General features: G+C 63.8%; 24 protein-coding genes and 1 tRNA gene. 14 read left to right on the top strand and 11 right to left on the bottom strand.

Features of this window, described 5'->3' with window-relative positions; genetic code table 11:
• The first annotated feature begins 16 nt into the window (after positions 1 to 16).
• The 5 genes from AC3WJM_RS13320 (at position 17) to AC3WJM_RS13300 (ending at position 5546) form a co-directional block, all read left to right on the top strand.
• Positions 17 to 643, top strand: a complete 627-nt coding sequence (locus tag AC3WJM_RS13320; RefSeq protein ID WP_492272099.1) for a hypothetical protein — start codon at positions 17 to 19, stop codon at positions 641 to 643.
• Positions 644 to 775: 132 nt separating this feature from the next.
• Positions 776 to 2299, top strand: coding sequence for an acetaldehyde dehydrogenase ExaC (exaC, locus tag AC3WJM_RS13315; RefSeq protein ID WP_441432622.1), 1524 nt, complete (start codon positions 776 to 778; stop codon positions 2297 to 2299).
• 124 nt (positions 2300 to 2423) lie between these two features.
• Positions 2424 to 3446: an alcohol dehydrogenase AdhP gene (adhP, locus tag AC3WJM_RS13310; RefSeq protein ID WP_284990979.1), complete on the top strand. Its 1023-nt coding sequence runs from the start codon at positions 2424 to 2426 to the stop codon at positions 3444 to 3446.
• Positions 3446 to 3862 carry a DUF779 domain-containing protein gene (locus AC3WJM_RS13305; RefSeq protein ID WP_059387249.1) on the top strand — a complete coding sequence of 139 codons (417 nt, stop codon included), beginning with the start codon at positions 3446 to 3448 and terminating at the stop codon, positions 3860 to 3862. Before adhP ends, AC3WJM_RS13305 begins: the two co-directional genes overlap by 1 nt.
• 112 nt (positions 3863 to 3974) lie before the next feature.
• The gene (locus AC3WJM_RS13300) at positions 3975 to 5546 is read left to right on the top strand and encodes an amino acid permease (RefSeq protein ID WP_306959028.1); all 1572 of its coding nucleotides are present in this window, start codon (positions 3975 to 3977) and stop codon (positions 5544 to 5546) included.
• Between the two features lie 45 nt (positions 5547 to 5591).
• On the opposite strand, the gene AC3WJM_RS13295 is transcribed toward AC3WJM_RS13300, so the two are convergent.
• The 3 genes from AC3WJM_RS13295 to AC3WJM_RS13285 all read right to left on the bottom strand — a co-directional run bounded on the left by AC3WJM_RS13295 (position 5592) and on the right by AC3WJM_RS13285 (position 8358).
• Entirely contained in the window at positions 5592 to 6227 is a 636-nt protein-coding gene (locus tag AC3WJM_RS13295) for a DUF2461 domain-containing protein (RefSeq protein ID WP_284990985.1), read from the bottom strand.
• Between the two features lie 159 nt (positions 6228 to 6386).
• A complete protein-coding gene (locus AC3WJM_RS13290) occupies positions 6387 to 7871 on the bottom strand; it encodes a catalase (protein WP_492272098.1) in 1485 nt (494 codons plus the stop codon).
• 7 nt (positions 7872 to 7878) lie between these two features.
• Entirely contained in the window at positions 7879 to 8358 is a 480-nt protein-coding gene (locus tag AC3WJM_RS13285) for a Fur family transcriptional regulator (RefSeq protein WP_059387252.1), read from the bottom strand.
• Between the two features lie 206 nt (positions 8359 to 8564).
• On the opposite strand from AC3WJM_RS13285, the gene AC3WJM_RS13280 reads away from it, so the two are divergent.
• Complete coding sequence (locus AC3WJM_RS13280) at positions 8565 to 9836, top strand: MFS transporter (protein WP_492272097.1); 1272 nt, start codon at positions 8565 to 8567, stop codon at positions 9834 to 9836.
• Between the two features lie 154 nt (positions 9837 to 9990).
• A complete protein-coding gene (gene htpX, locus AC3WJM_RS13275) occupies positions 9991 to 10860 on the top strand; it encodes a zinc metalloprotease HtpX (protein ID WP_284990988.1) in 870 nt (289 codons plus the stop codon).
• A gap of 50 nt (positions 10861 to 10910) precedes the next feature.
• Here the strand turns inward: htpX and efeB are convergent, their stop codons facing one another.
• From efeB to AC3WJM_RS13255, 4 genes are all read right to left on the bottom strand, one after another.
• The gene (gene efeB, locus AC3WJM_RS13270) at positions 10911 to 12302 is read right to left on the bottom strand and encodes an iron uptake transporter deferrochelatase/peroxidase subunit (RefSeq protein WP_492272096.1); all 1392 of its coding nucleotides are present in this window, start codon (positions 12300 to 12302) and stop codon (positions 10911 to 10913) included.
• On the bottom strand, positions 12299 to 13510 hold the full coding sequence (gene efeO / locus AC3WJM_RS13265) for an iron uptake system protein EfeO (RefSeq protein ID WP_492272095.1): 1212 nt from the start codon (positions 13508 to 13510) through the stop codon (positions 12299 to 12301). Before efeO ends, efeB begins: the two co-directional genes overlap by 4 nt.
• Before the next feature lie 35 nt (positions 13511 to 13545).
• Positions 13546 to 14400: an iron uptake transporter permease EfeU gene (gene efeU, locus AC3WJM_RS13260; protein ID WP_492272094.1), complete on the bottom strand. Its 855-nt coding sequence runs from the start codon at positions 14398 to 14400 to the stop codon at positions 13546 to 13548.
• 306 nt (positions 14401 to 14706) lie between these two features.
• Positions 14707 to 15198 carry a YajQ family cyclic di-GMP-binding protein gene (locus tag AC3WJM_RS13255; protein ID WP_059387254.1) on the bottom strand — a complete coding sequence of 164 codons (492 nt, stop codon included), beginning with the start codon at positions 15196 to 15198 and terminating at the stop codon, positions 14707 to 14709.
• A 186-nt stretch (positions 15199 to 15384) separates the two neighbouring features.
• Here AC3WJM_RS13255 and AC3WJM_RS13250 point away from each other — a divergent pair, with 186 nt between their 5' ends.
• Both AC3WJM_RS13250 and AC3WJM_RS13245 read left to right on the top strand, forming a co-directional pair.
• Complete coding sequence (locus AC3WJM_RS13250; RefSeq protein ID WP_306959021.1) at positions 15385 to 15645, top strand: hypothetical protein; 261 nt, start codon at positions 15385 to 15387, stop codon at positions 15643 to 15645.
• A 133-nt stretch (positions 15646 to 15778) separates the two neighbouring features.
• Positions 15779 to 15860, top strand: a tRNA-Tyr gene (locus tag AC3WJM_RS13245).
• Between the two features lie 182 nt (positions 15861 to 16042).
• Here the strand turns inward: AC3WJM_RS13245 and AC3WJM_RS13240 are convergent.
• Positions 16043 to 16267 (bottom strand): hypothetical protein, encoded by a 225-nt coding sequence (locus AC3WJM_RS13240; RefSeq protein WP_441415060.1) that lies wholly within the window; start codon positions 16265 to 16267, stop codon positions 16043 to 16045.
• 139 nt (positions 16268 to 16406) lie between these two features.
• Between AC3WJM_RS13240 and AC3WJM_RS13235 the strand changes: the two genes are divergently transcribed.
• Together AC3WJM_RS13235 and AC3WJM_RS13230 are read left to right on the top strand one after the other, a co-directional pair.
• Positions 16407 to 16952: an acyl-CoA thioesterase gene (locus AC3WJM_RS13235; protein WP_059387273.1), complete on the top strand. Its 546-nt coding sequence runs from the start codon at positions 16407 to 16409 to the stop codon at positions 16950 to 16952.
• Positions 16953 to 17063: 111 nt separating this feature from the next.
• Positions 17064 to 17435 (top strand): thioredoxin family protein, encoded by a 372-nt coding sequence (locus AC3WJM_RS13230; RefSeq protein ID WP_059387274.1) that lies wholly within the window; start codon positions 17064 to 17066, stop codon positions 17433 to 17435.
• A gap of 51 nt (positions 17436 to 17486) precedes the next feature.
• Here AC3WJM_RS13230 and AC3WJM_RS13225 read toward each other — a convergent pair whose 3' ends face one another.
• Positions 17487 to 17765: a putative quinol monooxygenase gene (locus AC3WJM_RS13225; protein ID WP_059387275.1), complete on the bottom strand. Its 279-nt coding sequence runs from the start codon at positions 17763 to 17765 to the stop codon at positions 17487 to 17489.
• Between the two features lie 102 nt (positions 17766 to 17867).
• Here AC3WJM_RS13225 and AC3WJM_RS13220 point away from each other — a divergent pair, with 102 nt between their 5' ends.
• Both AC3WJM_RS13220 and AC3WJM_RS13215 read left to right on the top strand, forming a co-directional pair.
• Complete coding sequence (locus AC3WJM_RS13220; protein WP_492272093.1) at positions 17868 to 19541, top strand: AMP-binding protein; 1674 nt, start codon at positions 17868 to 17870, stop codon at positions 19539 to 19541.
• A gap of 38 nt (positions 19542 to 19579) precedes the next feature.
• Entirely contained in the window at positions 19580 to 20542 is a 963-nt protein-coding gene (locus AC3WJM_RS13215) for a hypothetical protein (RefSeq protein ID WP_492272092.1), read from the top strand.
• 26 nt (positions 20543 to 20568) lie between these two features.
• On the opposite strand, the gene AC3WJM_RS13210 is transcribed toward AC3WJM_RS13215, so the two are convergent.
• A complete protein-coding gene (locus AC3WJM_RS13210) occupies positions 20569 to 21558 on the bottom strand; it encodes a DNA-3-methyladenine glycosylase family protein (protein WP_492272091.1) in 990 nt (329 codons plus the stop codon).
• Positions 21559 to 21696: 138 nt separating this feature from the next.
• On the opposite strand from AC3WJM_RS13210, the gene AC3WJM_RS13205 reads away from it, so the two are divergent.
• On the top strand, positions 21697 to 22104 hold the full coding sequence (locus tag AC3WJM_RS13205; RefSeq protein ID WP_059387279.1) for a VOC family protein: 408 nt from the start codon (positions 21697 to 21699) through the stop codon (positions 22102 to 22104).
• Positions 22105 to 22156: 52 nt separating this feature from the next.
• On the opposite strand, the gene AC3WJM_RS13200 is transcribed toward AC3WJM_RS13205, so the two are convergent.
• The gene (locus AC3WJM_RS13200; protein ID WP_306959017.1) at positions 22157 to 22465 is read right to left on the bottom strand and encodes a VOC family protein; all 309 of its coding nucleotides are present in this window, start codon (positions 22463 to 22465) and stop codon (positions 22157 to 22159) included.
• Between the last annotated feature and the right edge of the window lie 2 nt (positions 22466 to 22467).

Below are 22467 nucleotides of genomic sequence, written 5' to 3'. Positions count from 1 at the left end.
GAAAGAAGCTTCCTCCGTGTTGAACAAACGCCTCGCCGTTGCCCTGACTGTGTCCGGACTCCTTGCCGGAGTCACAGCTTGCGGGGCACCCGCCCAGACAGCCCCCGCGTCGGCAACGCCTTCGGCTTCGGCCACGCCTTCGACTTCGGCCACCACGGCTTCCGCCGCCTGGGGACTTGATCCCGCGGCGGGCGCCCAGAGAATCAAGTCCGCAGGTCTGGATATCCTGACCGCCGAAGGCACAGCCGAGCACTACCACGCCCATCTGGACGTCCTGGTGGATGGCAAAGCCGTCACGGTCCCGGCCGAGATTGGTTTCAGTTTCGGGGCCGACGGGCAACCCAACGGAATCTCGGCACTTCACACCCACGACACGACTGGCGTCATCCACATCGAAGCGCCCACCGCCGGCCTGAAGTACACGCTCGGCCAGGTCCTCAGCGAATGGGGAGTGTTGGACGGCAAGGATGCCACCGGAGCACCGCACGGCGGAACCGGAGGTTGGACCGTATACCTGAACGGCGTAAAACAGAGTGCGCCGGTGTCTGACGTGGTTCTCAAGGCCCACGACGAAGTGGTGCTCTCCTTCGGTTCCGCACCTTCGCCGGTTCCGAGCTCCTACAATTTCCCTGCAGGTCTCTAGCTTTCCGGGCCCGGCAGGGGAGTACTGCCCCGACGTGATCTGAACCACAAGGTTGCAACCTGCTTGCAACCTCCCCGCTCCTACGCTGATGGCACAGCAAAGCCACCATCATGCGCAGCAAAGGAGCTACAGATGACTGTTTATGCACAGCCGGGTGCCGAGGGTTCGAAGGTCACGTTCAAGGACCGTTACGAGAACTGGATCGGCGGCGAGTGGGTTGCCCCGGTCAAGGGGCAGTACTTCGAGAACATCACCCCGGTGACCGGCAAGGCCTTCTGCGAGGTGGCCCGCGGCACGGCCGAGGACATCGAGCTGGCACTGGACGCCGCGCACAAGGTGGCACCGTCCTGGGGCAAGACCTCCGCGACCGAACGCGCCGCAATCCTGAACAAGATCGGCGACCGCATCGATGAGAACGTCGAGCTGCTGGCCGTCGCCGAGACCTGGGACAACGGCAAGCCGATCCGGGAAACCCTGAACGCGGATATCCCCCTCGCGGCGGACCATTTCCGCTACTTCGCCTCCGCGATCCGTGCCCAGGAAGGCCACCTGTCCCAGCTCGACGAGGACACCACCGCGTACCACTTCCACGAGCCCTTGGGCGTCGTGGGCCAGATCATCCCGTGGAACTTCCCGATCCTCATGGCGGTGTGGAAGCTCGCCCCGGCCCTGGCCGCGGGCAACGCCGTCGTCCTCAAACCCGCCGAACAGACCCCCTCCTCCATCCTGGTCCTCATGGAACTCATCTCCGACCTGCTGCCCGCCGGCGTCGTGAACGTCGTCAACGGCTTCGGCGTCGAGGCCGGCAAGCCGCTCGCCTCCAGCCCGCGAATCCGCAAGATCGCCTTCACCGGCGAGACCACCACGGGCCGGCTCATCAGCCAGTACGCGTCACAGAACCTGATCCCCGTGACCCTGGAACTGGGCGGCAAGAGCCCTAACATCTTCTTCGACGACGTAGCCGCGCAGAACGACGCGTTCTACGACAAGGCCCAGGAAGGCTTCACGCTCTTCGCCTTCAACCAAGGCGAAGTCTGCACCTGCCCCTCCCGCGCCCTGGTCCAGGAAGGCATCTACGACTCCTTCATCGCCGACGCCGTGGCACGCACCAACAAGATCATCCAAGGCAACCCGCTGGACACCGACACCCAGATCGGCGCCCAGGCCTCCAACGACCAGCTGGAGAAGATCCTCTCGTACATCGACATCGGGAAGCAGGAGGGCGCCAAGGTCCTCACCGGCGGCGCCCGGACCGAGCTTTCCGGTGACCTCGCCGGCGGCTACTACGTCCAGCCGACCATCTTCGAAGGCCACAACCGGATGCGGATCTTCCAGGAAGAGATCTTCGGCCCCGTGGTGTCCGTGACGAAGTTCAGCGACTACAACGACGCCATCGGGATCGCCAACGACACCCTCTACGGACTCGGCGCCGGCGTCTGGTCCCGCAACGGCAACGTTGCCTACCGGGCAGGTCGGGAGATCCAGGCTGGCCGCGTCTGGGTCAACAACTACCACGCCTACCCGGCCGGTGCCGCGTTCGGCGGCTACAAGTCCTCCGGCATCGGACGCGAGAACCACGCCATGATGCTGGACCACTACCAGCAGACCAAAAACCTCCTGGTCAGCTACAACGAAAACAAACTCGGCTTCTTCTAAGCCGCATTTGACCTGGCGGGGCGGGACCAGCACAGATCCCTCCCCGCCGGCCCACCCTGGCCACCCCTCAGGAAAGCAGCACCTACACCGCACATCTAGTTTTAACGACGCAAGGATTTCGCCAATGACGACGACTATGCAAGCAGCCGTAGTAACAGAATTCGGACAAGACCTTCAGATCCAGTCACTTCCCCTTCCCACGCCCGGCCGAGGAGAAGCGCTGGTCAAGGTCATCACCAGCGGCGTGTGCCACACCGACCTGCACGCCGCCGAGGGGGACTGGCCGGTCAAGCCTTCACCGCCGTTCGTGCCCGGCCACGAAGGCGTGGGTGAAGTGGTTGCCCTCGGTGAAGGCGTCACCGACCTTGCCGTCGGGGACCTGGTGGGCAACGCCTGGCTATGGTCCGCCTGTGGCGATTGCCAGTTCTGCCGGACCGGTTGGGAGACGCTGTGCGAAGCCCAGAAGAACGCCGGCTATAGCGTGGACGGTTCCTTCGGTGAGTACATGCTGGTGGACAGCCGGTTCGCTGCGAGGATCCCGGCAGGTTCGGACCCCGTAGAGGTCGCCCCGGTGCTGTGCGCCGGAGTCACGGTCTACAAGGGATTGAAGATGACCGAGGCCAAGCCGGGCCAATGGGTCACTATTTCCGGCATCGGCGGCCTGGGACACATCGCAGTCCAGTACGCCGTGGCCATGGGCCTGCGGGTTGCCGCTGTGGACATCGCCGACGACAAGCTCGCCCTCGCCAGGAAACACGGCGCCGAGCTCACGGTCAACGCGCTGCACGAAGATCCGGCGGAAGTCATTCAACGGGAAACCGGAGGCTGCCACGGCGTCTTGGTCACGGCGGTGCACCCCTCGGCGTTCGGGCAGGCGATCGGCATGGCCCGCCGTGGCGGGACCATCGTCTTCAACGGACTCCCGCCGGGAGACTTCCCCGCGCCGATCTTCGAGATCGTGCTCAAGGGCCTGACCGTCCGTGGTTCGATCGTGGGAACACGCCAGGACCTGGAGGAAGCCCTGGACTTTTACGCGCAGGGCAAGATCCACCCGACCGTGTCCACGCGGGAGCTCTCCGAGGTGAACGCGGTCTTTGACGAAATGAAGCATGCCAAGATCGACGGCCGCGTGGTGCTGAGGTTCTAATGCCCCGCAACAGGCTTGACGCCGCAGTGACGCTGCCCGGGGAAGACTTTTCCCGGGTGGCGCTCACCGCCGTTTCCATCGAACTGCTCCGGAAGCTGTGGGAGCAACACGGTCCCCTCATGTTCCACCAATCGGGTGGCTGCTGCGACGGTTCCTCACCCATGTGCTATCCCGCCGGCGAATTCATCACCGGTGATTCGGACGTTCTGCTCGGACTTTTCGATATTGGCGAGCCCGAACGGCCGCAGCTCCTGGAGTTCTGGATGTCCCGGGAGCAGTTCAATTACTGGTCCCACACCCATCTGACGGTGGACGTAGTGGACGGCCGCGGGAGTGGGTTCTCGGTGGAATCGCCTGAGGGGAAGCGCTTCCTTATTCGTTCCACGTTGATGGATTGGAACGTCTCCAATCTCTGAAGATGGACCGTGCTTGTGTCTCACGATTCGGGACAAATGTGGGGGTCCATTGGCTGGACACTACTCTTGATGAGTCTGTTTCTACCACCTCATCAAGATTGTGGACTCTTCTATGAACCTCTTCCGGACCAAATCGATCGAGCAGTCCATTGCGGACGCCGATGAGCCCGGACGCAAGCTCAAGCGTTCCCTCAGCACGTGGGATCTGATGATCATGGGCGTCGCCGTTGCCGTCGGCGCCGGGATCTTCTCCGTCGGTGCCAAGGCGGCTGCGAACTTCGCCGGCCCGGCCGTCACGATTTCCTTCGCCGTCGCGGCCGTCACGTGTGCCTTGGCCATCATGTGCTACGCCGAATTCGCTACCGCGATCCCTGTTGCTGGGTCCGCCTACGTCTTCACCTACGCCACGATGGGAGAAGTCCTCGCTTGGATCATTGGTTGGAACCTCATCCTTGAACTCTTTACCGCTGCTGCGGTGATCGCCAAGTACTGGGGAATCTACTTGAGCAAAGTCTTTGCGCTCATGGGTGTGGATATGCCTCCGGCCGTGAACATCGCCGGCGTGGATCTCTATTGGGGCGCTTTCCTGATTGTCGCGATCTTCACGGTGCTCCTGGTGCTTGGCACGAAGCTCTCCGCACGGGTGGGCAACGTGTTCACGCTGATCAAGATCGCCGTGGTGCTGTTCGTGATTGTTGTCGGGTTCACCTACGTGAAGTTCTCCAACTACGCGCCCTTCGTCCCGGCATCGCAGCCTACCGGGGGCAACGACGGCGCGGATGTCATGAAGCAGTCCTTCTTCGGCTTCCTCACTGGTGCGGTTCCGGCGCAGTACGGAACGCTGGGCATCTTTGCCGGCGCAGCGTTGGTGTTCTTTGCCTTCATTGGCTTCGACGTTGTCGCCACCTCAGCGGAAGAGGTCAAGAACCCGCAGAAGACCTTGCCACGGGGCATCTTCGGCGGCCTGGCGCTGGTGACGCTGCTGTACATCCTGGTCTCCCTGGCCCTGACCGGCATGGTGTCTTACACCCAACTGGCCGAAGCCAAGAACCCCACCCTGACCACGGCCTTCGAGGCGGTTGGAAACACCGACGCGGCCAAGGTCATTGCGTTTGGCTCGCTCATCGGTTTGACCACCGTCATCATGGTGCTGCTCATGGGCCTGGCCAGGGTGGTCCTTGCCATGAGCCGTGACGGCCTGCTCCCGCGCGCGCTGTCCAAGACCAGTGCCAAGCGTTCGACGCCGGTCCGCCTCCAGATCATCTGCGGCGCTGCCGTGGCAATCGTCGCTGGCCTGACCAACGTGGATCTTCTCGAGGAAATGATCAACATAGGTACCCTTTCGGCCTTCGTCATGGTGAGCCTGGGCATCCTGGTCCTGCGTAAGAAGCGTCCAGATCTGAAGCCGGCTTTCCGGGTTCCGTTCGGCAAGGTGCTTCCCGTGGTCTCTGCCGTCCTGTGCGTCTACCTGATGACAAACCTGGCAGTGGAGACCTGGATCTTCTTCGCCATCTGGCTGGCAATCGGACTTGCCATCTACTTTGCCTATGGACAGCGCCACTCCCGCTTGAACGAGAAGTTCGCATCGGCGAAAGCCGCTGTGGCCGGGAACGCCGCTATGTCCGACAAGGCCGCGGCTTCCGACAAGAGCGGCGACGACGAAGACAGCCTCAGCAAGGTTTGATCCCGGGACCGGGCTCACTGCTTGGCTAGATTCACGGCCCTACGCTTACGGCGCCGCGTGTTCGTTGACCCATTCCACAAGCGGGCGCAGTACCTCCCAACGCTTGGCGATTTCTTCTTTGGCCGAGGGCTTGGACATCCATTCCGGTTCGCCCAAGGTCATGCCTGCGGACAACGACTTGTGCTTCAGAAGCTCGGCCCGGGGATGGTCTTTGTCGAAACCACGAGGCACGGTCTTGAGCTTCTCGCCTTCCACCGCGAAACCTGCCGCGGCGATGGAATCGACGATCTTCTGCAGTTGCTCCCCGCTGGCCGGCGAATCCGTGGCTGCGCGGAAACGGGCAATCTGCTCCGGGGTGCGCGAGTGGCATCCACCCCCGACCAACAGGCCGTCTGCACTGAGCTGGAGGTAGAAGCCGACGCCCTCCTTGTCTGCCGCAAACGCTCCCTGTGCCGTCTTGTAGGGGGACTTGTCCTGGGAAAAACGGATATCCCGGTTCGGACGGAACACCTTGCCCGGCCCGAATCGTGGCTCAAGCTCGTCCAATAACAGCGTCAATGGCTCCTTCACGGCGGAGTCGTAGATGTCTTTGTGCTCCAGCCACCATTCGCGGTTGTTGTTCTCTTCAAGTTCGGCATAGAAGGCGATCGCCTCTGCGGGGATCCCGGTAAATGTGCTCATGTAAGGATCCTATGGATCACCATGCCGAGCTAGCCAGAGCCACTGCTTGCTATGTGGAAAACCCGCCGAGGAACGCTAAACAAGACCCGCTATTCATGCCAAAAAAAGCAACCCCGCCACGTAAATTCCGTAGCGGGGTTGCTTCGTTGGAGGCCGTTGTTACAGCTTGTTGGCTGCTTCCGCGGCCGACTCGCCTTCGCCCGCGCCGAGGTTGGCGCGCAGCTTGGCACCGAGTTCGGCGTCCACGTTGGTCCAGTACTGGATGGCGCGTTCCTTGATGTGGGCGCTCTTGACGCCACCGACGGCGCCGGTGATGGTGTCCAGCAGACGGGCCTTGGCGCCGTCGTCGTACACCTCGCGATAGAGCGCGCCGGCCTGGACGAAGTCGCCGTCCTCGGCGTGCAGGGAGTGTGCGGAGAGCGTCAGCTCGCCGTCGTTCTCCCAGCCGTCGGCCGGGTTCTGCGGCTCAACAGCAGCCGGGCCACCCACGGAGTTCGGTGCGTAGACCGGAACCGAAGGAGCGTTGAACAGGTAGCGTCCCGCGCCGTCCTGGCTGTAGTTGTTGACCTGGTTCTTCGGCTGGTTTACCGGGATCTGGGCGTGGTTGGTGCCCACGCGGTAGCGGTGTGCGTCGGCGTAGGAGAAGATGCGGGCTTGCAGCATCTTGTCCGGGGAGGCGGCGATGCCCGGAACGAAGTTCGACGGCGCGAAGGTGGCCTGCTCGATCTGCGCGAAGTAGTTTTCCGGGTTCTTGTTGAGCTCCATGGTGCCAACGTGGATCAGCGGGTAGTCCGCGTGCGGCCACACCTTGGTGAGGTCGAACGGGTTGAAGCGGTAGGTCTTCGCGTCCTCGTAAGGCATGACCTGGACGTGCAGTTCCCACGACGGGAAGTTGCCGGCGGCAATGTTCTCCTGGAGGTCGCGGATGTAGAAGTCCGCGTCCGAACCGGCCAGCTCTTCAGCCTGGTCGCCCGTGATGGTCTTGACGCCTTGGTTGGACTTGAAATGGTACTTGACCCAGAAGCGCTCGCCCTCGGCGTTGATCCACTGGTAGGTGTGCGAGCCGTAGCCCTGCATTTCACGCCAGGAAGCCGGCAGGCCGCGGTCGCCCATGAGCCAAGTGACCTGGTGTGCGGACTCCGGGGAGAGGGTCCAGAAGTCCCACTGCATGTCGGCGTCGCGCAGGTGGGTGCCCGGGAGGCGCTTCTGGGAGTGGATGAAGTCCGGGAACTTGATGCCGTCGCGGATGAAGAACACCGGGGTGTTGTTGCCCACGAGGTCGTAGTTGCCCTCGGAAGTGTAGAACTTGACGGCGAATCCGCGGGGGTCGCGCCATGTGTCGGGGGACCCGTTCTCGCCTGCGACGGAGGAGAAGCGGATGAGCATGTCCGTCTCGACACCGGGCTGCAGGAAAGCAGCCTTGGTGTACTTGGAAACATCCGAGGAAGTCTTGAAGGTACCGAAAGCGCCGCCGCCCTTGGCGTGGACAACACGCTCCGGGACGCGCTCGCGGTTGAACTGGGCGAGCTTTTCCACCAGGTAGTGGTCGGTCAGGATGATGGCACCATCGGCACCAACGGACTTGGAATGCGCGTCCGAGGTGACGGGGGCGCCCGACTGGGTGGTCGAGATGTTCGCGGTCATCGTTCTCCTATTTCGTGGTTACTTGCGTGTGAGTAGGAAGCTGTTGTTTGGCCTGGCAGTCCTGGCAGATGCCTTGGTACAGGACGTCTGCGATCTGGATGGTCATGGGTTTGGAGTGCTCATCCCAGTGCGGGGTGAGGCAGGGGGCATGGCCGACGGCACAGTCGACATCCTCCACCCGGCCGCAACTGATGCAGACGGCGTGGTGGTGGTTGTCGCCCACCCGGGTCTCATACAGCGCGGGAGAGTGGGGCGGTTCGAACCGTCGCAGCATCTGTAGGTCCGTGAGGTCGCTCAGCACCACATAAACAGACTGCGCTGTCAGTTCGGGAAGTTCCTTGCGCGCGGCAGCCAGGATGCCTTCGGCCGGGGAATGTGGATTGTGCTGAACGGCAGCAAGAACCGCAAGACGCTGCTTGGTCACGCGGCGTCCGTGGGAATGCAGGGCGGAAGCCCACGCTTCCTGGTCTGCCGTGTGATCTGCCATACGCCCATTGAAGCACTTATTATGAGTACTTCACAATAAGGTGAGGCTAACTTCGGATGAACCCGCCGACGGCGGGCGGCACTCGGGCACGACGGCACCCCGCTCGCGGCCCGGACTCGGGCCCGACGGCGGACCGCACCGCAGCTGCGAACCCTGCCCCCGCGGCGCTCCGGGAGGGCGGATGGCTTGGTGGGTAGGGTTGGACGGTGGCAAAACTCCTGGCTGACATGACCCCGCTTCGCGAAAGCCCCGCATTCCGCCGCCTGTGGCTGGGGTCTTCGGTGTCGATGGTCGGATCCCAGCTGACCCTGGTTGCCGTGAGCCTCGAGGTCTACAGCATCACCCAACAGAGCCTCTACGTGGGACTGCTCAGCATCTTTGCCCTGGTTCCGCTGGTGATTGCGGGCTTGTTCGGCGGCGCCCTTTCGGATGCCTATGACCGGCGGAAGGTCGCCATTGTTGCGTCCCTCGTCCTGTGGGCCTGCAGCGTGGCCCTGGCACTCCAGGCCTGGTTCCAGCTCAACAATGTCTGGATCCTGTTCCTCCTCGTCGCTATCCAGAGCGGCGCGCAGGGCATCAACGGACCGGCACGCAGCGCCATTATTCCCTTGCTGGTCCGCAAGGAACTGCTGCCCGCCGCCAACGCGTTGAGCATGCTCAACATGGGCATTTCCATGACGGCAGGCCCCCTGCTGGCCGGTGTGCTGGTCGCGTCGAGCGGTTTTGGCTGGACCTACACGATCGATGCGCTCAGCTTCGCCTTCGCGCTGTGGAGCCTGTTCAAGCTCCCGGCCCTTCCCGCGGCGGAGAACGCGTCGGCACCCGGGCTGCGCTCCGTCGTCGAGGGCTTCCGTTTCCTGGGCACCCGGCCCAACCTTCGCATGACGTTCATCATCGACCTCATTGCGATGATCTGCGCCCAGCCCCGTGCCCTCATGCCCGCGATCGGAGCCACGATGATCGGGGGCGGTGACACCACTGTGGGTGTGCTGCTCGCGTCCGTGGCCGTCGGCGCCTTCCTGGCGGGACTGTTCTCCGGGCCCCTGGGGAGGGTGCGGCGCCAGGGGAGCGCGGTGGTGTGGTCCGTCGCCGGATGGGGCTTCTCCATAGCGGCCTTCGGGCTGGTGGTGGTCCTGGCCGGGGACGCAGGGCGCGATGGCGTCACGCTGTGGATCATCCCGGCGGCCTTGTGTTGTGCCCTTGCCGGGATCTCGGACTCCGTCAGCGCGGTCTTCCGCACCACCATCCTGCAATCGGCCACTCCGGACCATATGCGGGGACGGTTGCAAGGCGTGTTCATTGTGGTGGTTTCCGGTGGTCCGCGAGTGGGCGACATGCTCGCCGGTGGAGTCACGAAAGTTCTCAGCGAGGGCTGGGTGCTGCTCCTCGGCGGCGTGCTGTGCGCAGTGCTTGCCTGGCTGGTGGCGCGCGGTCAGCGTGGATTCCTCCAGTACGATTCGCTCCACCCGGTGCCTTAGCCCGGACCCAGCCCCGCGCCCAACTAGCTCGCAGTTGTTGTCGTTATGGTGGTTCAGAACGACAACAAATGCGAGCTAGTTGGGCGGAACGTCCGGGCCGCCGTCGGCGTTAATCGGAACAGAACCAAAAGCCGTACTGCAAGAAAGTAGTGAAGTGCATAATCATCACAATGGCCTGAAGACCGCAGCGCTCTTCGGTGTGCTCTGGGCGGTGCTGCTGGGTCTTGGTGCCGTGATCGGTGTGGGCACCCGCAGTGCGTCGCCCATCTGGATCATGGCAGTGATCGGCGTCGCGACAACGGCTTATGGATATTGGAACAGCGACAAGATCGCCATCCGCTCCATGGCCGCGTACCCGGTTTCGGAAGCACAGGCTCCGCAGCTGTACCAAATCGTCCGGGAGCTCTCCGTGCGGGCCAACCAACCCATGCCGCGGATCTACGTTTCTCCGACCATGACCCCCAATGCCTTCGCCACGGGACGCAATCCCAAGAACGCCGCCGTGTGCTGCACCGCGGGGATCTTGAACTTGCTCGACGCGCGCGAACTCCGCGGCGTCCTCGGGCATGAACTCATGCACGTCTACAACCGCGACATCCTCACTTCGTCCATCGCGGCCGCCGTCGCCGGCGTCATTACTTCGGTGGGCCAAATGCTGCTGTTCTTCGGCGGCGGGGACCGGCGGAACGCCAACCCGTTTGCCATGATCGCCATGGCCCTCCTGGCGCCGTTTGCCGCCTCGCTGATCCAGCTCGCCATTTCCCGCACCAGGGAGTACGACGCCGACCACGACGGCGCGGAGCTCACCGGCGATCCGCTGGCGCTCGCCTCAGCCCTCCGCAGGATCGAAGCAGGCGTGAAGCAGGTGCCGCTGCCGCAGGATCAGCGCCTCGTGAATACTTCGCACCTGATGATTGCCAACCCGTTCCGCGGCGGTGCCATGACCAAGCTGTTCGCCACCCACCCGCCCATGCGTGAGCGCATCGAGCGGCTCGAACGGATGGCCGGACGGCCGCTTTCCTAGCCAGCGGTCCCGTAGATCGCCCTACCGGCCGCGTCCGACGACGGGCGGCTTCATGCGAACAAGCCCTCACCAATGAAGCCGCCCGCCTTGATGCCCGGAGGCACCGCGAACAGGCCGGAGCCCGTGTGCTTGAGGTACTCCAGGGCCAGCTTGTCGCTCTTTGCCATCGTCATCTGCATGGGCACGTAGTGCGTCCGCGGGTCCTTGACGAAGGCGATGAAGAACAGGCCTGCATCGAGGTGGCCGAGCCCGTCCGAACCGTCGGCGTAGTTGTATCCGCGGCGAAGCATCTTCACGCCGTTGTTCTGGTCCGCGTGGGCGAGGCGGACGTGGGAATCGATGGGAATCAGCGGCTCGCCATCGCGGCCCTTGATTGCGAAGTCCGGCACCGTGAATTCTTCCCCTCCGGACAACGGCGCTCCGGCACCTTTCGTGCGGCCGATCAGCCCTTCCTGTTCGCGGAGCGAGGTCCGGTCCCAGATCTCGATATGCATCCGAATCCGGCGGGAGACAAGGTAGCTGCCTCCCGCCATCCACGCTTCACCCGGGCGGGTTCCGGCGGTGGCCCAGACGTGCTCGTTGAGGAGTGCTGTGTCTTCCGACTTCAGGTTGGCCGTGCCGTCCTTGAAGCCGAAGAGGTTGCGCGCGGTGGTCTGGGCCAGGGAGGTCGACGAGGTGCGGCCGAACCCCAGCTGGGACCAGCGGACGCGCACCTTGCCGAAGCCGATGCGTGCGAGGTTCCGGATCGCGTGCACGGCGACCTGCGGATCGTCGGCGCAGGCCTGGACCACAATGTCGCCGCCGGTACGCGCGGCCTCGAGGGCATCGCCGGGGAAATGCGGCAAGTCGATCAGGGCATCGGGCCTGCGGCCCTCCAGCCCGAAGCGCGGCTTGCCGTCCTTTTCGAAGAGGCCCGGGCCAAAGCCGAACGTCAACGTCAGCTTGCCGGCCGCCAGATCGAAGGCTTCCCCGGTGTCTTCAGGCGGCGCGTCGTAGGGGCCGTCGACGGCGCCAGTCGCGCCGGTCGTGCGACCGGTGGTCATGGCTTCGGCCGCGGCGGTCCAGTCCTTCAGGAGCTGGATCAGTGCGGCGCGGTCCTCGACCGTCACGTCGAAGGCAGCGATGTGGAGGCGATCCTGGGCGGGAGTGATGATCCCGGCTTGGCGTTCGCCATAGAAAGGAACGACGTCGCTCGCAGCACTGGCCGGGGCCGCCTCAGCTGCCACTGCGTCATGGCTGAGGTACCCGGCGGCAAGGCCTGCCACTGCACCGACACCGCCCACGCCGGCGAGGGAGAACAGTCCGCGACGGGACATGCCGCGCTTGCCGTCGTCGTCCTTGGCAGCGGACGCAACGGCCGCATTGGCCGGCCCGACGGCGGCAGCCTGGGTCCCGCCGTCGGGCGCCTCAGCGGTCTCGTGGTTGAAAGGGCAGCCGCTCACAGGACCACGGCTGAGGTGAGCTTGGACAACGGCTCTCCCAAGGCGTCGACCAGCGCGGCGAGCTGCTGGACCTCGGCGGGGCTGAGTTCGTTGTAGTACGCGAAGCCGTCACCCTTGGCGTGCTTCTTGAGTTCGGCCTCAAGGGCAGCGAACTTCCCGTCGAGGCTCGTGGCCAGGGCCGGGTCTTTCTGCGCGAGCGCAGGTTTGAGGTTTTCGAACGCTATCCGGGCGCCGTCGATGTTGGCCTGGAAGTCCCAGAGGTCCGTGTGGGACCAGATTTCTTCCTCGCCTGTGACCTTGCCGCGCGCGACTTCGTCCAGGAGTTCCTTGGCTCCGTTGCCGAGCTTGTCCGCGGAGAGCACCACTGTGCGGGTGCGCTTGCCGAGCTCCTCGGTGTCGGAAACGAGCTGCGTGGCGATTTTGGCCCGCTCGGTGGGCGTCAGCGCTGTGTAGCCCGACGGCGGGAACAAGTCCTTCTCCGCGCGGTGCCAGCCGGTCCATTCCTGGCCCGGTTCAAGGTCGGCTTCGCGGGCGTCGAGTTTGGGGTCGAGGTCCCCGAAGGATTCCGCTACGGGTTCGATCCGTTCCCAGTGCATGCGGGTTGCGGCGTACAGTTCGCGGGCCTTCGTTACGTCCCCCGCCGCGTAGGCATCGGCGAAGGCCTTGGTGCCGGTCACAAGCTGCTCAGTCTGGTCTTTGACGTACGCCGTGTACTGCTGGACCCCAGTGTCCACAAGCTTCTGGAAATCGGCATCGACGCCGGTCTTGTTTCCGGAGTCCGTGACCTCAAAGGCGGCACGGATACCGTCGCCCTGCATGCCGGGCTTGCAGGCGGTGGTGTACTTGCCCGCGGGAGCAGTGACCACCAGGTTGCGGGTCAGGCCGGGACCGATGTTCTCCACTTCGCCGACGATCCGCAGGCCGTCCTCTGCGAGGAGGTAGAACTCGGTAATTTCAGTGCCGTCGTTCTTGACCGCGAAGCTCAGGTTGCCGCTGGGGACGCTGCCCGTGGAGACTTTGCATTCGGTTTTGGTGCTGGTGACCTGGATCGCTCCGGCGGAGGCGCTGGCGCCCGGCGTCTTGGTGTTATCCGTGCAGCCGGTGAGGACGAGCGGCACGGCGGCGGCAGCGGCGACGATGGCGAGCGACGTCCGGCGGCGTGAAGCCGTTGTGGGCAGGGACATTTTGGGCAGGGGAGTGCCAGGCATGGGGGTTTCCTTCTGTTGTGGGGTGCGGGAAGCTTTTAGGCAGCGTTGGCGGCTTGGGCCGTGGGGGCGTTGCCGGTGGACTGTTGCGGCGAGGAACCGTTGGTGCGGATGTAGAAATAGAGCACAGGGATCACGTACAGCAGCCAGGCCCCGGCTTCGAGCCACGTGGTGGCCGGGGACAGGTTGAGGGTGCCCTTCAGCAGGGTGCCGTACCAGGACGACGGCGGGATTGCTGCGGAAACGTCGAACGCGAGGGTGTGGAGCCCAGGCAGGATCCCGGCTTCCTGGAGGTCATGGATGCCATATGCCAGCACGCCGCCCGCGATCACGATGAGGCCGACTCCCGTCCAGGTGAAGAACCGGGAGAGATTGACCTTGAGGACTCCGCGGTGCAGCAAGTATCCGAGCCCGGCAGCAACGGCCAGCCCGAGCAGCGCACCGAGCAGCGGCTGCGACGATTCCCCGGCGGCCTGGGCAGCAGCCCAAAGGAACAGCGCCGTCTCAAGCCCTTCGCGGCCCACCGCGAGTGCAGCCACGACCATGAGGCCCCACGCGGCGCCGTCGGCCATCTTGTCCACTTGGGACTTCAACTCGCCGCCGAGGCTGCGGGCAGTGCGCGCCATCCAGAAGACCATCCAGGTGACGAGCCCGACGGCGGCAATGGACAATCCGCCCCCGATCGCCTCCTGCGCAGCGAAAGTCAGTCCCTGCGGACCGAAGGTGAGCAAGGCGCCGAAGGCGATGGATACGGCCACGGCGATGCCGACGCCGGCCCAGAGCCGGGGGAGCAGCGAGCGGCGTCCCGTCTTGACCAGGTAGGCCATGAGCAGGACCACAACGAGGGTGGCTTCAAGGCCCTCGCGCAGGCCGATCAGGAAGTTCGCGGTCATGTGGAATCCTTCGTTAGGGGAGCCACACTTAGGCTCGCCTAAGGAAGTACAGTACCCGCTGGAAGTGATTGCGCAAAAGAAACGTGTCGTAATTATTTTGGGGTGGATGTCACGCGCCGCAGTCTTTTGACCTCCGCGGATCGGTGCAGTCGCGGAATCCCGGGGCCTTCGCCAGGCCTCGACCCCAAAAAGTTGCCTGGAGTGACGCGCCTGTCTCCATTAACGACGACGACGGCGCGTTGCCCGCTCAGGGGGCAACGCGCCGTCGTCGTACTTCCGGATGGCGGCTTGGGTCGCAACGAAGTCCTAGCTGCGGAAGTTCACGAACTGGAGATCGGCCTCTTCGAACTTCTTGAGGATGTTCATGGTCTCCTGCAGGTCATCGCGGGACTTCGAGGTGACGCGGAGCTCGTCGCCCTGGATCTGGGACTTGACGGACTTCGGGGCTTCGTCGCGGATGATCTTGTTGATCTTCTTCGCGATGTCCTGGGCGATGCCCTCCTTGATGGAGCACTCCAGGCGGAATTCCTTGCCGGAGGGGTAAGGCTCGCCCTGGTCGAGGGACTTCAGGGAGATGCCGCGCTTGATGAGCTTGGACTGGAACACGTCCAGGACAGCGAGGATGCGGTCCTCCGAGTTGGCCTTCATGAGGATCTTCTCGCCGCTGAAGTCGATCTCAGCGCCGACGCCCTTGAAGTCGTATCGCTGTGCGATTTCCTTCTGGGACTGGTGGAGCGCGTTGGCGACTTCCTGCTTGTCTACCTTGCTGACGACGTCGAATGTGGATTCGCCTGCCATGACTCTCCTTGTGATCGTTGGGGGTGGCCCGGAAACGGGCGGTTTTGTCTGCCATCCAGCCTAGTACGGAAGCGCCCGGCGTGTGCTGAACGTTCACAGTTCGCTCACAGCACACGCATGGCCGGAACTGAGACAGCCCCGACAGAGTTGTATCAGTTTGAAGAGCCCGTCCTGAAAAGGAGCACCATGAGCAACCAGGCCGTCCGATACGTCACCAAGTCAGCCGCTGCCGCCGCCGGTTCAATCGGAGTCGCTGCCGCCACGGCCGCAGGCGCGGTTGCAGCCGCAGCGCTCGCCGCCTCCGTGGTCCTGAGCCCGGTCCCGGACGCGGCGTCGCGGATGGATGGCGTCCACGCGGACTTGTTGCGGGCCGTGCAGCTCAACCAGATCACCCTGGAGCAGGCGGCCAGTTTCGAGGCCAAACTTGCAGGACGGATACTTGGTTAGCCTGAGATTTCCGCCGATTTTGGGCCCTTGAGGGCTCGATTCGATTCTTCGGCAGAAGTTCTGTAAGGTTGTCTTGCTCGCGCTTACCGGATCGGAAACGAAACGATGATCGGGAGTGACTTCTTTGAAGTTCGGCAGATTACCCGAGCGGCCAAAGGGGGCTGACTGTAAATCAGCTGGCAACGCCTACGGGGGTTCGAATCCCTCATCTGCCACAAAATTAAATCCCCGGAACCAATGGTTCCGGGGATTTTTTTGTCCGTGTTTTCTGGGGAGGCCCCGTTCGAGGCGCGCGGGGCCGTTCGACGCGGAAAATCCTCTGCGCGGCGCTGGTGGATTCTCGACGCACGAATTCCGGTGTCGACAGGGACTTTGCGTGTCGAAAACGAAAGCCCGATTAGCTCGCGCTGCCCGGTTCCAGCCAGTAACCGTCCTGGTGATGGACGAGTTGCCGGCCCAGGCCTCCGGACAACTGGATCCAGAGCGTGCTGCGATCCTCGGTCATGCCGTCCAAGGTGCCTACGATCCTGTTGCCGCGGGTGTCCTGCAACACGAGCTCCTGGTGAAGCGGAAGTTCCGGCCACACCTCTGCGTGTGTCCTGATGGTTTGGGTGGTGCTCACGGGATCTCCTTGGTGCCTTCTGCAATTTGTTTTCAGACATTCTTCCCTCGGCATGTGAACCGGCGGTAAACGACATGCCATGTAGCGACACACAAAACGGGGCTGTCCCGAAATGTTACTGGGGAGTAACATTGCGGTTATGCATTTGCTTCTCCGAACCCTCTTGCTCTTGTTCACCTCGTCCAGGCGGAGCCGGCTCAGCGTTTGGGGCACGTCTTCCTTGCCCATGCGAGTGCTGCCCACGGACATCGACATTGCGATGCATGTCAACAACGGCATGTATTTCTCGCTGATGGATCTTGGACGCTTCGACCTCATGGTGCGCGCGGGGATCTGGCAAAAGATGCGCAGACGCCGCTGGAGCCCCGTGGCAGCTGGGGAGACCATCGCGTTCCGGAAGTCGTTGCAGCTCTGGCAGCAATACACCATCGAGTCCAAGATCATCGGGCTCGATTCAAAGGCGATCTACTTTGAACAACGAATGGTGGCCGACGGCGAGATCTACGCCCGCGCGCACATCGCCACACGGCTTGTCGCCAAGGGCCGGCCCGTGAGCCAGGAGGAAATCCTGGCCGAGTTCGGCGAGCCCCCCGCGGACCTCGAGCTTCCGGAATGGATCCACGAGTGGCGCGAGAACAACGCGCTCCCCGGTGCCAGGAAGGCCGCCCCGCACCTCTGGCACTAGCCGACGGTACCGGGCGGCCCCAAACGAGCTGCCCGGCGTCGTGCTTTATTCCCGGTTTGCCGGGTAGCGAACAAGCGCGACTTAGGCGGTGCGGTCGCGTACCGTGGAAGCATGGCTACAGTTGACATCACCGGCGAGCAGTTCGCATCGACCATCGAGGGCAATGACATTGTCCTGGTGGATTTCTGGGCTGCGTGGTGCGGCCCTTGCAGGCAGTTTGCCCCCACCTACCAAGCCGCTTCCGAGAAGCATGACGATGTCTTCTTCGCCAAGGTGGACACCGAGGCCGAGCAGCAGCTGGCCGCCGAAGCCGGTATCTCCTCGATCCCCACGCTCATGGCCTTCCGCGAAAAGGTCCTCGTGTTCTCCCAGCCGGGCGCACTGAACGGACCACAGCTGGAGCAGGTCATCGAGGCCGTCAAGGGTCTCGACATGGATGAGGTCCACGCGCACATCGCAAAGCAGCGCGCCGAAAACTCCTAGCAAACGCCATCGGCTGTTGCCCACTTTCCAGTGGGCAAGAGCCGATGCTAGTTAGAGGCGCTCGAGCTTCACCGGCTCCGCGAGCAGGGCGCTGAGGGATTCGTTGAGGTCCTGGACGGCGATGCCCTTGGAATGGGTGTCGAGGTGCTCCTCGGATGCCCACTGTTCGGTCAGGACCAGCTTGTCCTCGTTGGCTTCGGTGAGCTCGTAGCGGATGCAGCCGGGTTCGTTGACCACTTCGTCGATCGCGATTTCCAGCGCGAGCTTGACGCGGAAGAATTCGCCGTCGTTGGGGATGAACGTGGCCTGCAGGTCAATGGGTGCACTCATGGGATTCACATTACCGGCTGGCCCGCCAAGGCCCTGAAATATTTTGTAGGACTTCCAAGCAAAAGTCTTCTCTTGGCCCCCCGGAGTTGGTAGCGTGCGTTCATGCTTTCCTACACAGCCGGGGACACTGACGTCCCGCTGCTTGAAGAGACCATCGGCGCCAACTTCGAACGCGTCGCGGCGCGGTTTCCGTTGCGGGACGCGCTCATCGAAGCCGCCGTGGTGCCGGGCGATGAGGCCAGGCGCTGGAGCTACGAAAAACTGAACGACGACGTCGATCGCCTCGCGCGTGCGCTGCTCGCCATGGGCGTCGCGAAGGGTGACAGGGTAGGCATCTGGAGCCCGAATTGCGCCGAATGGACCATCCTGCAATACGCCACGGCGAAGGTCGGGGCGATCCTGGTCAACGTCAATCCGGCCTACCGCAGCCATGAACTCGAATTCGTGGTCCGCCAGAACGGCATGCGGATGCTGGTGGCCGCGCCATCGGACAAGAACAGTGACTATGTGGCCATGGCCCGGGACGCCTTGACCAGTTGCCCTGAGCTTCGGGAGCTCGTGTTTCTTCCCGATCTGGGACTGGACATGCTTAACGCAGGCGAACCGCAAACTGACGCCGAGCTGACGTACGCCGAACTGCTCAAGCGGGCGGACGACGTCGTCCCCTCAGCGCTCAAGGCTCGGATGGCGGAGCTGGACCCGCACGATCCCATCAATCTGCAATACACCTCGGGGACCACGGGCTTCCCCAAGGGCGCCACCCTGACGCACCACAACATCCTCAACAACGGCAACCAAATCGGCAGGCTGTTGGGATACACGGAACGCGACCGCGTGGTCCTTCCGGTGCCTTTCTACCACTGTTTCGGCATGGTCATCGGGAACCTGAACGCCCTGAGCTTCGGCGCGGCCACCATTATTCCCGGCCGCGGATTCACCCCGGCCGCAGCGCTGGAAGCCGTGCAGGATTTCGGCGGGACCTCGCTGTATGGCGTGCCCACGATGTTCATCGCCGAGCTGGCTTTGCCGGATTTCGCGTCCTACGACCTCTCGACGCTGCGTACCGGCGTCATGGCCGGCTCACTATGCCCTATCGAGGTCATGGAGCGTGTCATCGCCGAGATGAACATGCGGGACGTGGCCATTTGCTACGGCATGACCGAGACTTCTCCCGTATCCACCATGACCCTCGCGGCCGACACCCTGGAGCAAAGGACCACGACTGTAGGGCGCACGATGCCCAGGCTCGAGTCCAAGATCGTGGATCCGGGCACCGCCGAAACCCTGGAACGCGGAGGGATCGGCGAGCTGTGCACGCGGGGCTACGCCGTGATGGCCGGGTATTGGGGCCAGCCGGAGAAGACAGCCGAGGCCATCGACGACGACGGCTGGATGCACACCGGCGACCTCGCCCGGATGGACCCGGACGGTTTCATCATCATCGAAGGCCGCATGAAGGACATGGTCATCCGCGGAGGGGAGAACATCTATCCCCGCGAAATCGAGGAGTTCCTGTATCGCCATCGCGCCATCCAGGACGTCCAAGTCATCGGGGTGCCTGACCCCAAGTACGGCGAGGAGTTGATGGCGTGCATCATCCTCAAACCGGGAGCGGCTTTGGACCTGGAAGGGGTGCAGGAGTTCTGCCGAGGCAAACTGGCCCACTACAAGATCCCCCGCTACGTCGACATCAGGGAGAGCTTCCCCATGACGGTGTCCGGCAAGGTGCGCAAGATCGACATGCGCGAAGAAGCGATCGCCCGCCTCGGACTCTAATTCCAACGCGGGGTCAAATTGCGGACAAACTGGATCCCATGGTCCGCATCATGCCGCTGCCGGAGGAACTCAGTAACCGTCCTTTCACGGTCTATGAATCCCGCGTGCTTGGCGTCGCTCCGAAGCGGCTCCGGGCCAGGGATATGTCCGACGGCGGGCGGCTGATCTACTTGCCTGCGGGTCGTGACTTTGAGTTTGCCGAACAGGCGCGGGTCCTTGCCGCGGCAACACCGGGCGCCTGGGTGTCCCATGAGAGCGCCGCGGTACTGACCCGGCTCGGCCTTCCTCCGTGGCTGGGCGACTGCGAGACGGTCCACCTGAGCAAGCCCCATGAGCTTCCCCGGGTCCGCCGGACCGGGGTGACGGGGCACCGAGTCCGTGTCCTCCAGGGCGAAGTCACGGAGATAGACGGTATCCCGGTGTCCTCCCCGTCCCGGACGTGGCTTGACCTGGCGCATCAGTTGCCGCTGCGGTACGTGATTGCCATGGGCGATCAGCTGATCCGTAGGCCTCGGCCTGGCCTTGAAGGAAGGACGGAGGCCTACGCCACCAAGGAAGGATTGCGGCTCCTGATCCGGCAGCATCCGAACATGAAAGGCGTGGAGAAGGCCCGGCTTGCCCTTGAAGACATGCGGGTTGGAGCAGATTCGTTTCAGGAGACATTCCTGCGGCTCGCAATGTCGGATGCGCGATTGCCTGAACCGGAACTGCAGCTCCGCCTCGACCCGGACGATCCGTGGTCGCCGTCCGCGGACCTGGGGTACCGGCGGTTTCGGATCGCCGTGCAGTACGACGGCGCACCACATCTCACGCGGGAACAGCAGACACGGGACAACCGGAGGGACGAAGCGTTCACCAATGCCGGCTGGTCCTACTTCAAGGCCAACGCCGATGATCTGGCCGAAGGGTTCTCTGGCCTGATTGTCCGGATCAAACGCGCGAAACTCCGAACGCGGGGTCACTTACGGCCCATGCTGGGCGGCAACATGGGCCGTAAGTGACCCCGCGTTGGGGGGCGTTGGTGGCGTTAGTGTCCTCGGTGGTCCTGGATGGTCATCCGTGGTCCGAAGGTCGGCTTGCGGAAGCCGCTGAGCCCCAGCATCCGGACTACCCGCTGGCGGTGCCCACGCCACGGTTCCAGGAGGGCGATCATTCCGGCGTCGTCCGTCTTCCTGCCTGTGAGCGCATAACCGACGTACGAGGCCAAATGGTAGTCGCCCACCGCGATCGAATCAGGGCAGCCATGGGTCCGCTGGACCACCTCGGCCGCCGTCCAGATGCCGATGCCCGGGATGGTCTGCATCTTTGCCCCGGCTTCAACCGCGCTGAGTGAGGCGAGTCGTTCAAGCGCGACGGCGGATCGCAGCGCCCGCATGACCGTCGCCGAACGCTGGGGACCCACGCCTGCCTTGTGCCATTCCCACGAAGGGATGGCCAGCCATTGGGCGGCGGTCGGCGCCACGAGCAGCCCCGACGGGCCCGACGTCGGGAGGCGGCCTGCGCTTGGCGCTGCGGTGCCGTACCTGTACATCAGGTAGCGGTAGCCCCGGCGGGCTTCGATAGTGGTGACCTTTTGCTCAAGAATCGTGGGCACGAGGGAGTCCACCACGCGGCCGGTGGTGGGCAAACGGACGGTGAGGTTCCGGCGTCGGGCTTCCCGGACCATGCGCGGGAGGGTGGCATGGAACGCAGGCTCGTCGAAGCCGGACCAGTCGTCCCCGCTCCCCAACAACGCAGGCACGGAGGCAATGGCGGAGCCCGCGCCGGGGCCCCACGCCTGGGCATCGACACGGGTGCCTTGGCCGGTTCCCGCGGCGGTGAGGCGCAGCGTGGCCGGGCCGTCCGGCGTCGTGAAGGCCATCCACACCCCGTCCTGCCGTGCAGCGAAGGACGGATCGCCGTTGCCGCGCATGAGGATTCCCACGGTCTGCAGGAGGTCGAAGGGGCCGCCGGGGTGCCATCGCACTGATGCGTCGGCCGCAGCCGCTGCGGCGGGTGGGGCATCGACGATGATCATTCATTCATGGTCGCATGCTCGTGTGACAACACTCGAAAAGAGCCGCGCTCAAGACCTTACGCCGCGAAACCCACACGACTAGACTCCACGTGTGGCGCGGGGCGTCTGCGCCTTCCATGACAATCTCAGGAGAACGCAATGGCCGGTGTAGTGCATTTCGAGATCCCCGCGGACGACAAGGAGCGGGCCAACACTTTCTACCAGGGTGCCTTCGGCTGGATGCTCAACCCCATGCAGGAAATGGACTACACGATCGCCATCACCACGCCTTCGGACCCACAGACGGGCATGCCGAGCGCGCCAGGGGCCATCAATGGTGCACTGTTCCCGCGTACAGAGGAATTGAAGACGCCCATCATCACCGTTGACGTCGAAGACATCGAGGCTTCGCTCGGCCAAATCGAGAGTGCGGGCGGTTCTGTGGTCAAAGGCAAGGATGCTGTTCCGGGCATGGGTTACTACGCCTATTTCAAGGACACCGAAGGCAACATCCTTGGCCTCTGGCAGACGGACTCTTCGGCAGGAGGCACTGCACCGGCAGAGTGAGTGGGTTGCTCGGGCCGGCCCTTTACGCGGAGCTGGCCCTACGCTCCCGAAACTACTCTCCGAAGCGCCCGCGGGACTCCGCCGGAATCAGCGGCTTCTCGGCCCGGACCTTGAGTTCCTGCACGGCCCACGTGTTGCCGTCCGGATCGCTGAAGCCGAAGAACGTGCCGCCGTCGCGCTCGTCGAAGACGGTGATTTCACTGGCCTCGACCCCGCGGCCGAGCAATTCCTCGCGTGCGGCGCGGGCATCGGCGACCACAAGCTGAAGGCCCCGCATGGAACCCGGCGCCATCTCGCTCTGCGCCGGCAAGTCTCCGACGACGATCGAGCAGCCGGAGCCCGGCGGAGTCAGCTGTGCCACGT

It is taken from the genome of Arthrobacter sp. FW306-1B-G06A (assembly GCF_058781765.1).
Note: the sequence above shows the minus strand (reverse complement) of the source record. Positions and strands in the feature narration are given on the sequence as shown.

What these genes read in the sequence shown, in the direction of transcription:
- exaC (WP_441432622.1), top strand. Translation starts at nt 776, where the DNA reads ATGACTGTTTATGCACAGCCGGGTGCCGAGGGTTCGAAGGTCACGTTC.
- adhP (WP_284990979.1), top strand. Translation starts at nt 2,424, where the DNA reads ATGACGACGACTATGCAAGCAGCCGTAGTAACAGAATTCGGACAAGAC.
- AC3WJM_RS13305 (WP_059387249.1), top strand. Translation starts at nt 3,446, where the DNA reads ATGCCCCGCAACAGGCTTGACGCCGCAGTGACGCTGCCCGGGGAAGAC.
- AC3WJM_RS13300 (WP_306959028.1), top strand. Translation starts at nt 3,975, where the DNA reads ATGAACCTCTTCCGGACCAAATCGATCGAGCAGTCCATTGCGGACGCC.
- AC3WJM_RS13295 (WP_284990985.1), bottom strand. Translation starts at nt 6,227, where the DNA reads ATGAGCACATTTACCGGGATCCCCGCAGAGGCGATCGCCTTCTATGCC.
- AC3WJM_RS13290 (WP_492272098.1), bottom strand. Translation starts at nt 7,871, where the DNA reads ATGACCGCGAACATCTCGACCACCCAGTCGGGCGCCCCCGTCACCTCG.
- AC3WJM_RS13285 (WP_059387252.1), bottom strand. Translation starts at nt 8,358, where the DNA reads ATGGCAGATCACACGGCAGACCAGGAAGCGTGGGCTTCCGCCCTGCAT.
- efeO (WP_492272095.1), bottom strand. Translation starts at nt 13,510, where the DNA reads ATGCCTGGCACTCCCCTGCCCAAAATGTCCCTGCCCACAACGGCTTCA.
- efeU (WP_492272094.1), bottom strand. Translation starts at nt 14,400, where the DNA reads ATGACCGCGAACTTCCTGATCGGCCTGCGCGAGGGCCTTGAAGCCACC.
- AC3WJM_RS13255 (WP_059387254.1), bottom strand. Translation starts at nt 15,198, where the DNA reads ATGGCAGGCGAATCCACATTCGACGTCGTCAGCAAGGTAGACAAGCAG.
- AC3WJM_RS13250 (WP_306959021.1), top strand. Translation starts at nt 15,385, where the DNA reads ATGAGCAACCAGGCCGTCCGATACGTCACCAAGTCAGCCGCTGCCGCC.
- AC3WJM_RS13235 (WP_059387273.1), top strand. Translation starts at nt 16,407, where the DNA reads ATGCATTTGCTTCTCCGAACCCTCTTGCTCTTGTTCACCTCGTCCAGG.
- AC3WJM_RS13230 (WP_059387274.1), top strand. Translation starts at nt 17,064, where the DNA reads ATGGCTACAGTTGACATCACCGGCGAGCAGTTCGCATCGACCATCGAG.
- AC3WJM_RS13225 (WP_059387275.1), bottom strand. Translation starts at nt 17,765, where the DNA reads ATGAGTGCACCCATTGACCTGCAGGCCACGTTCATCCCCAACGACGGC.
- AC3WJM_RS13220 (WP_492272093.1), top strand. Translation starts at nt 17,868, where the DNA reads ATGCTTTCCTACACAGCCGGGGACACTGACGTCCCGCTGCTTGAAGAG.
- AC3WJM_RS13215 (WP_492272092.1), top strand. Translation starts at nt 19,580, where the DNA reads ATGGTCCGCATCATGCCGCTGCCGGAGGAACTCAGTAACCGTCCTTTC.
- AC3WJM_RS13210 (WP_492272091.1), bottom strand. Translation starts at nt 21,558, where the DNA reads ATGATCATCGTCGATGCCCCACCCGCCGCAGCGGCTGCGGCCGACGCA.
- AC3WJM_RS13205 (WP_059387279.1), top strand. Translation starts at nt 21,697, where the DNA reads ATGGCCGGTGTAGTGCATTTCGAGATCCCCGCGGACGACAAGGAGCGG.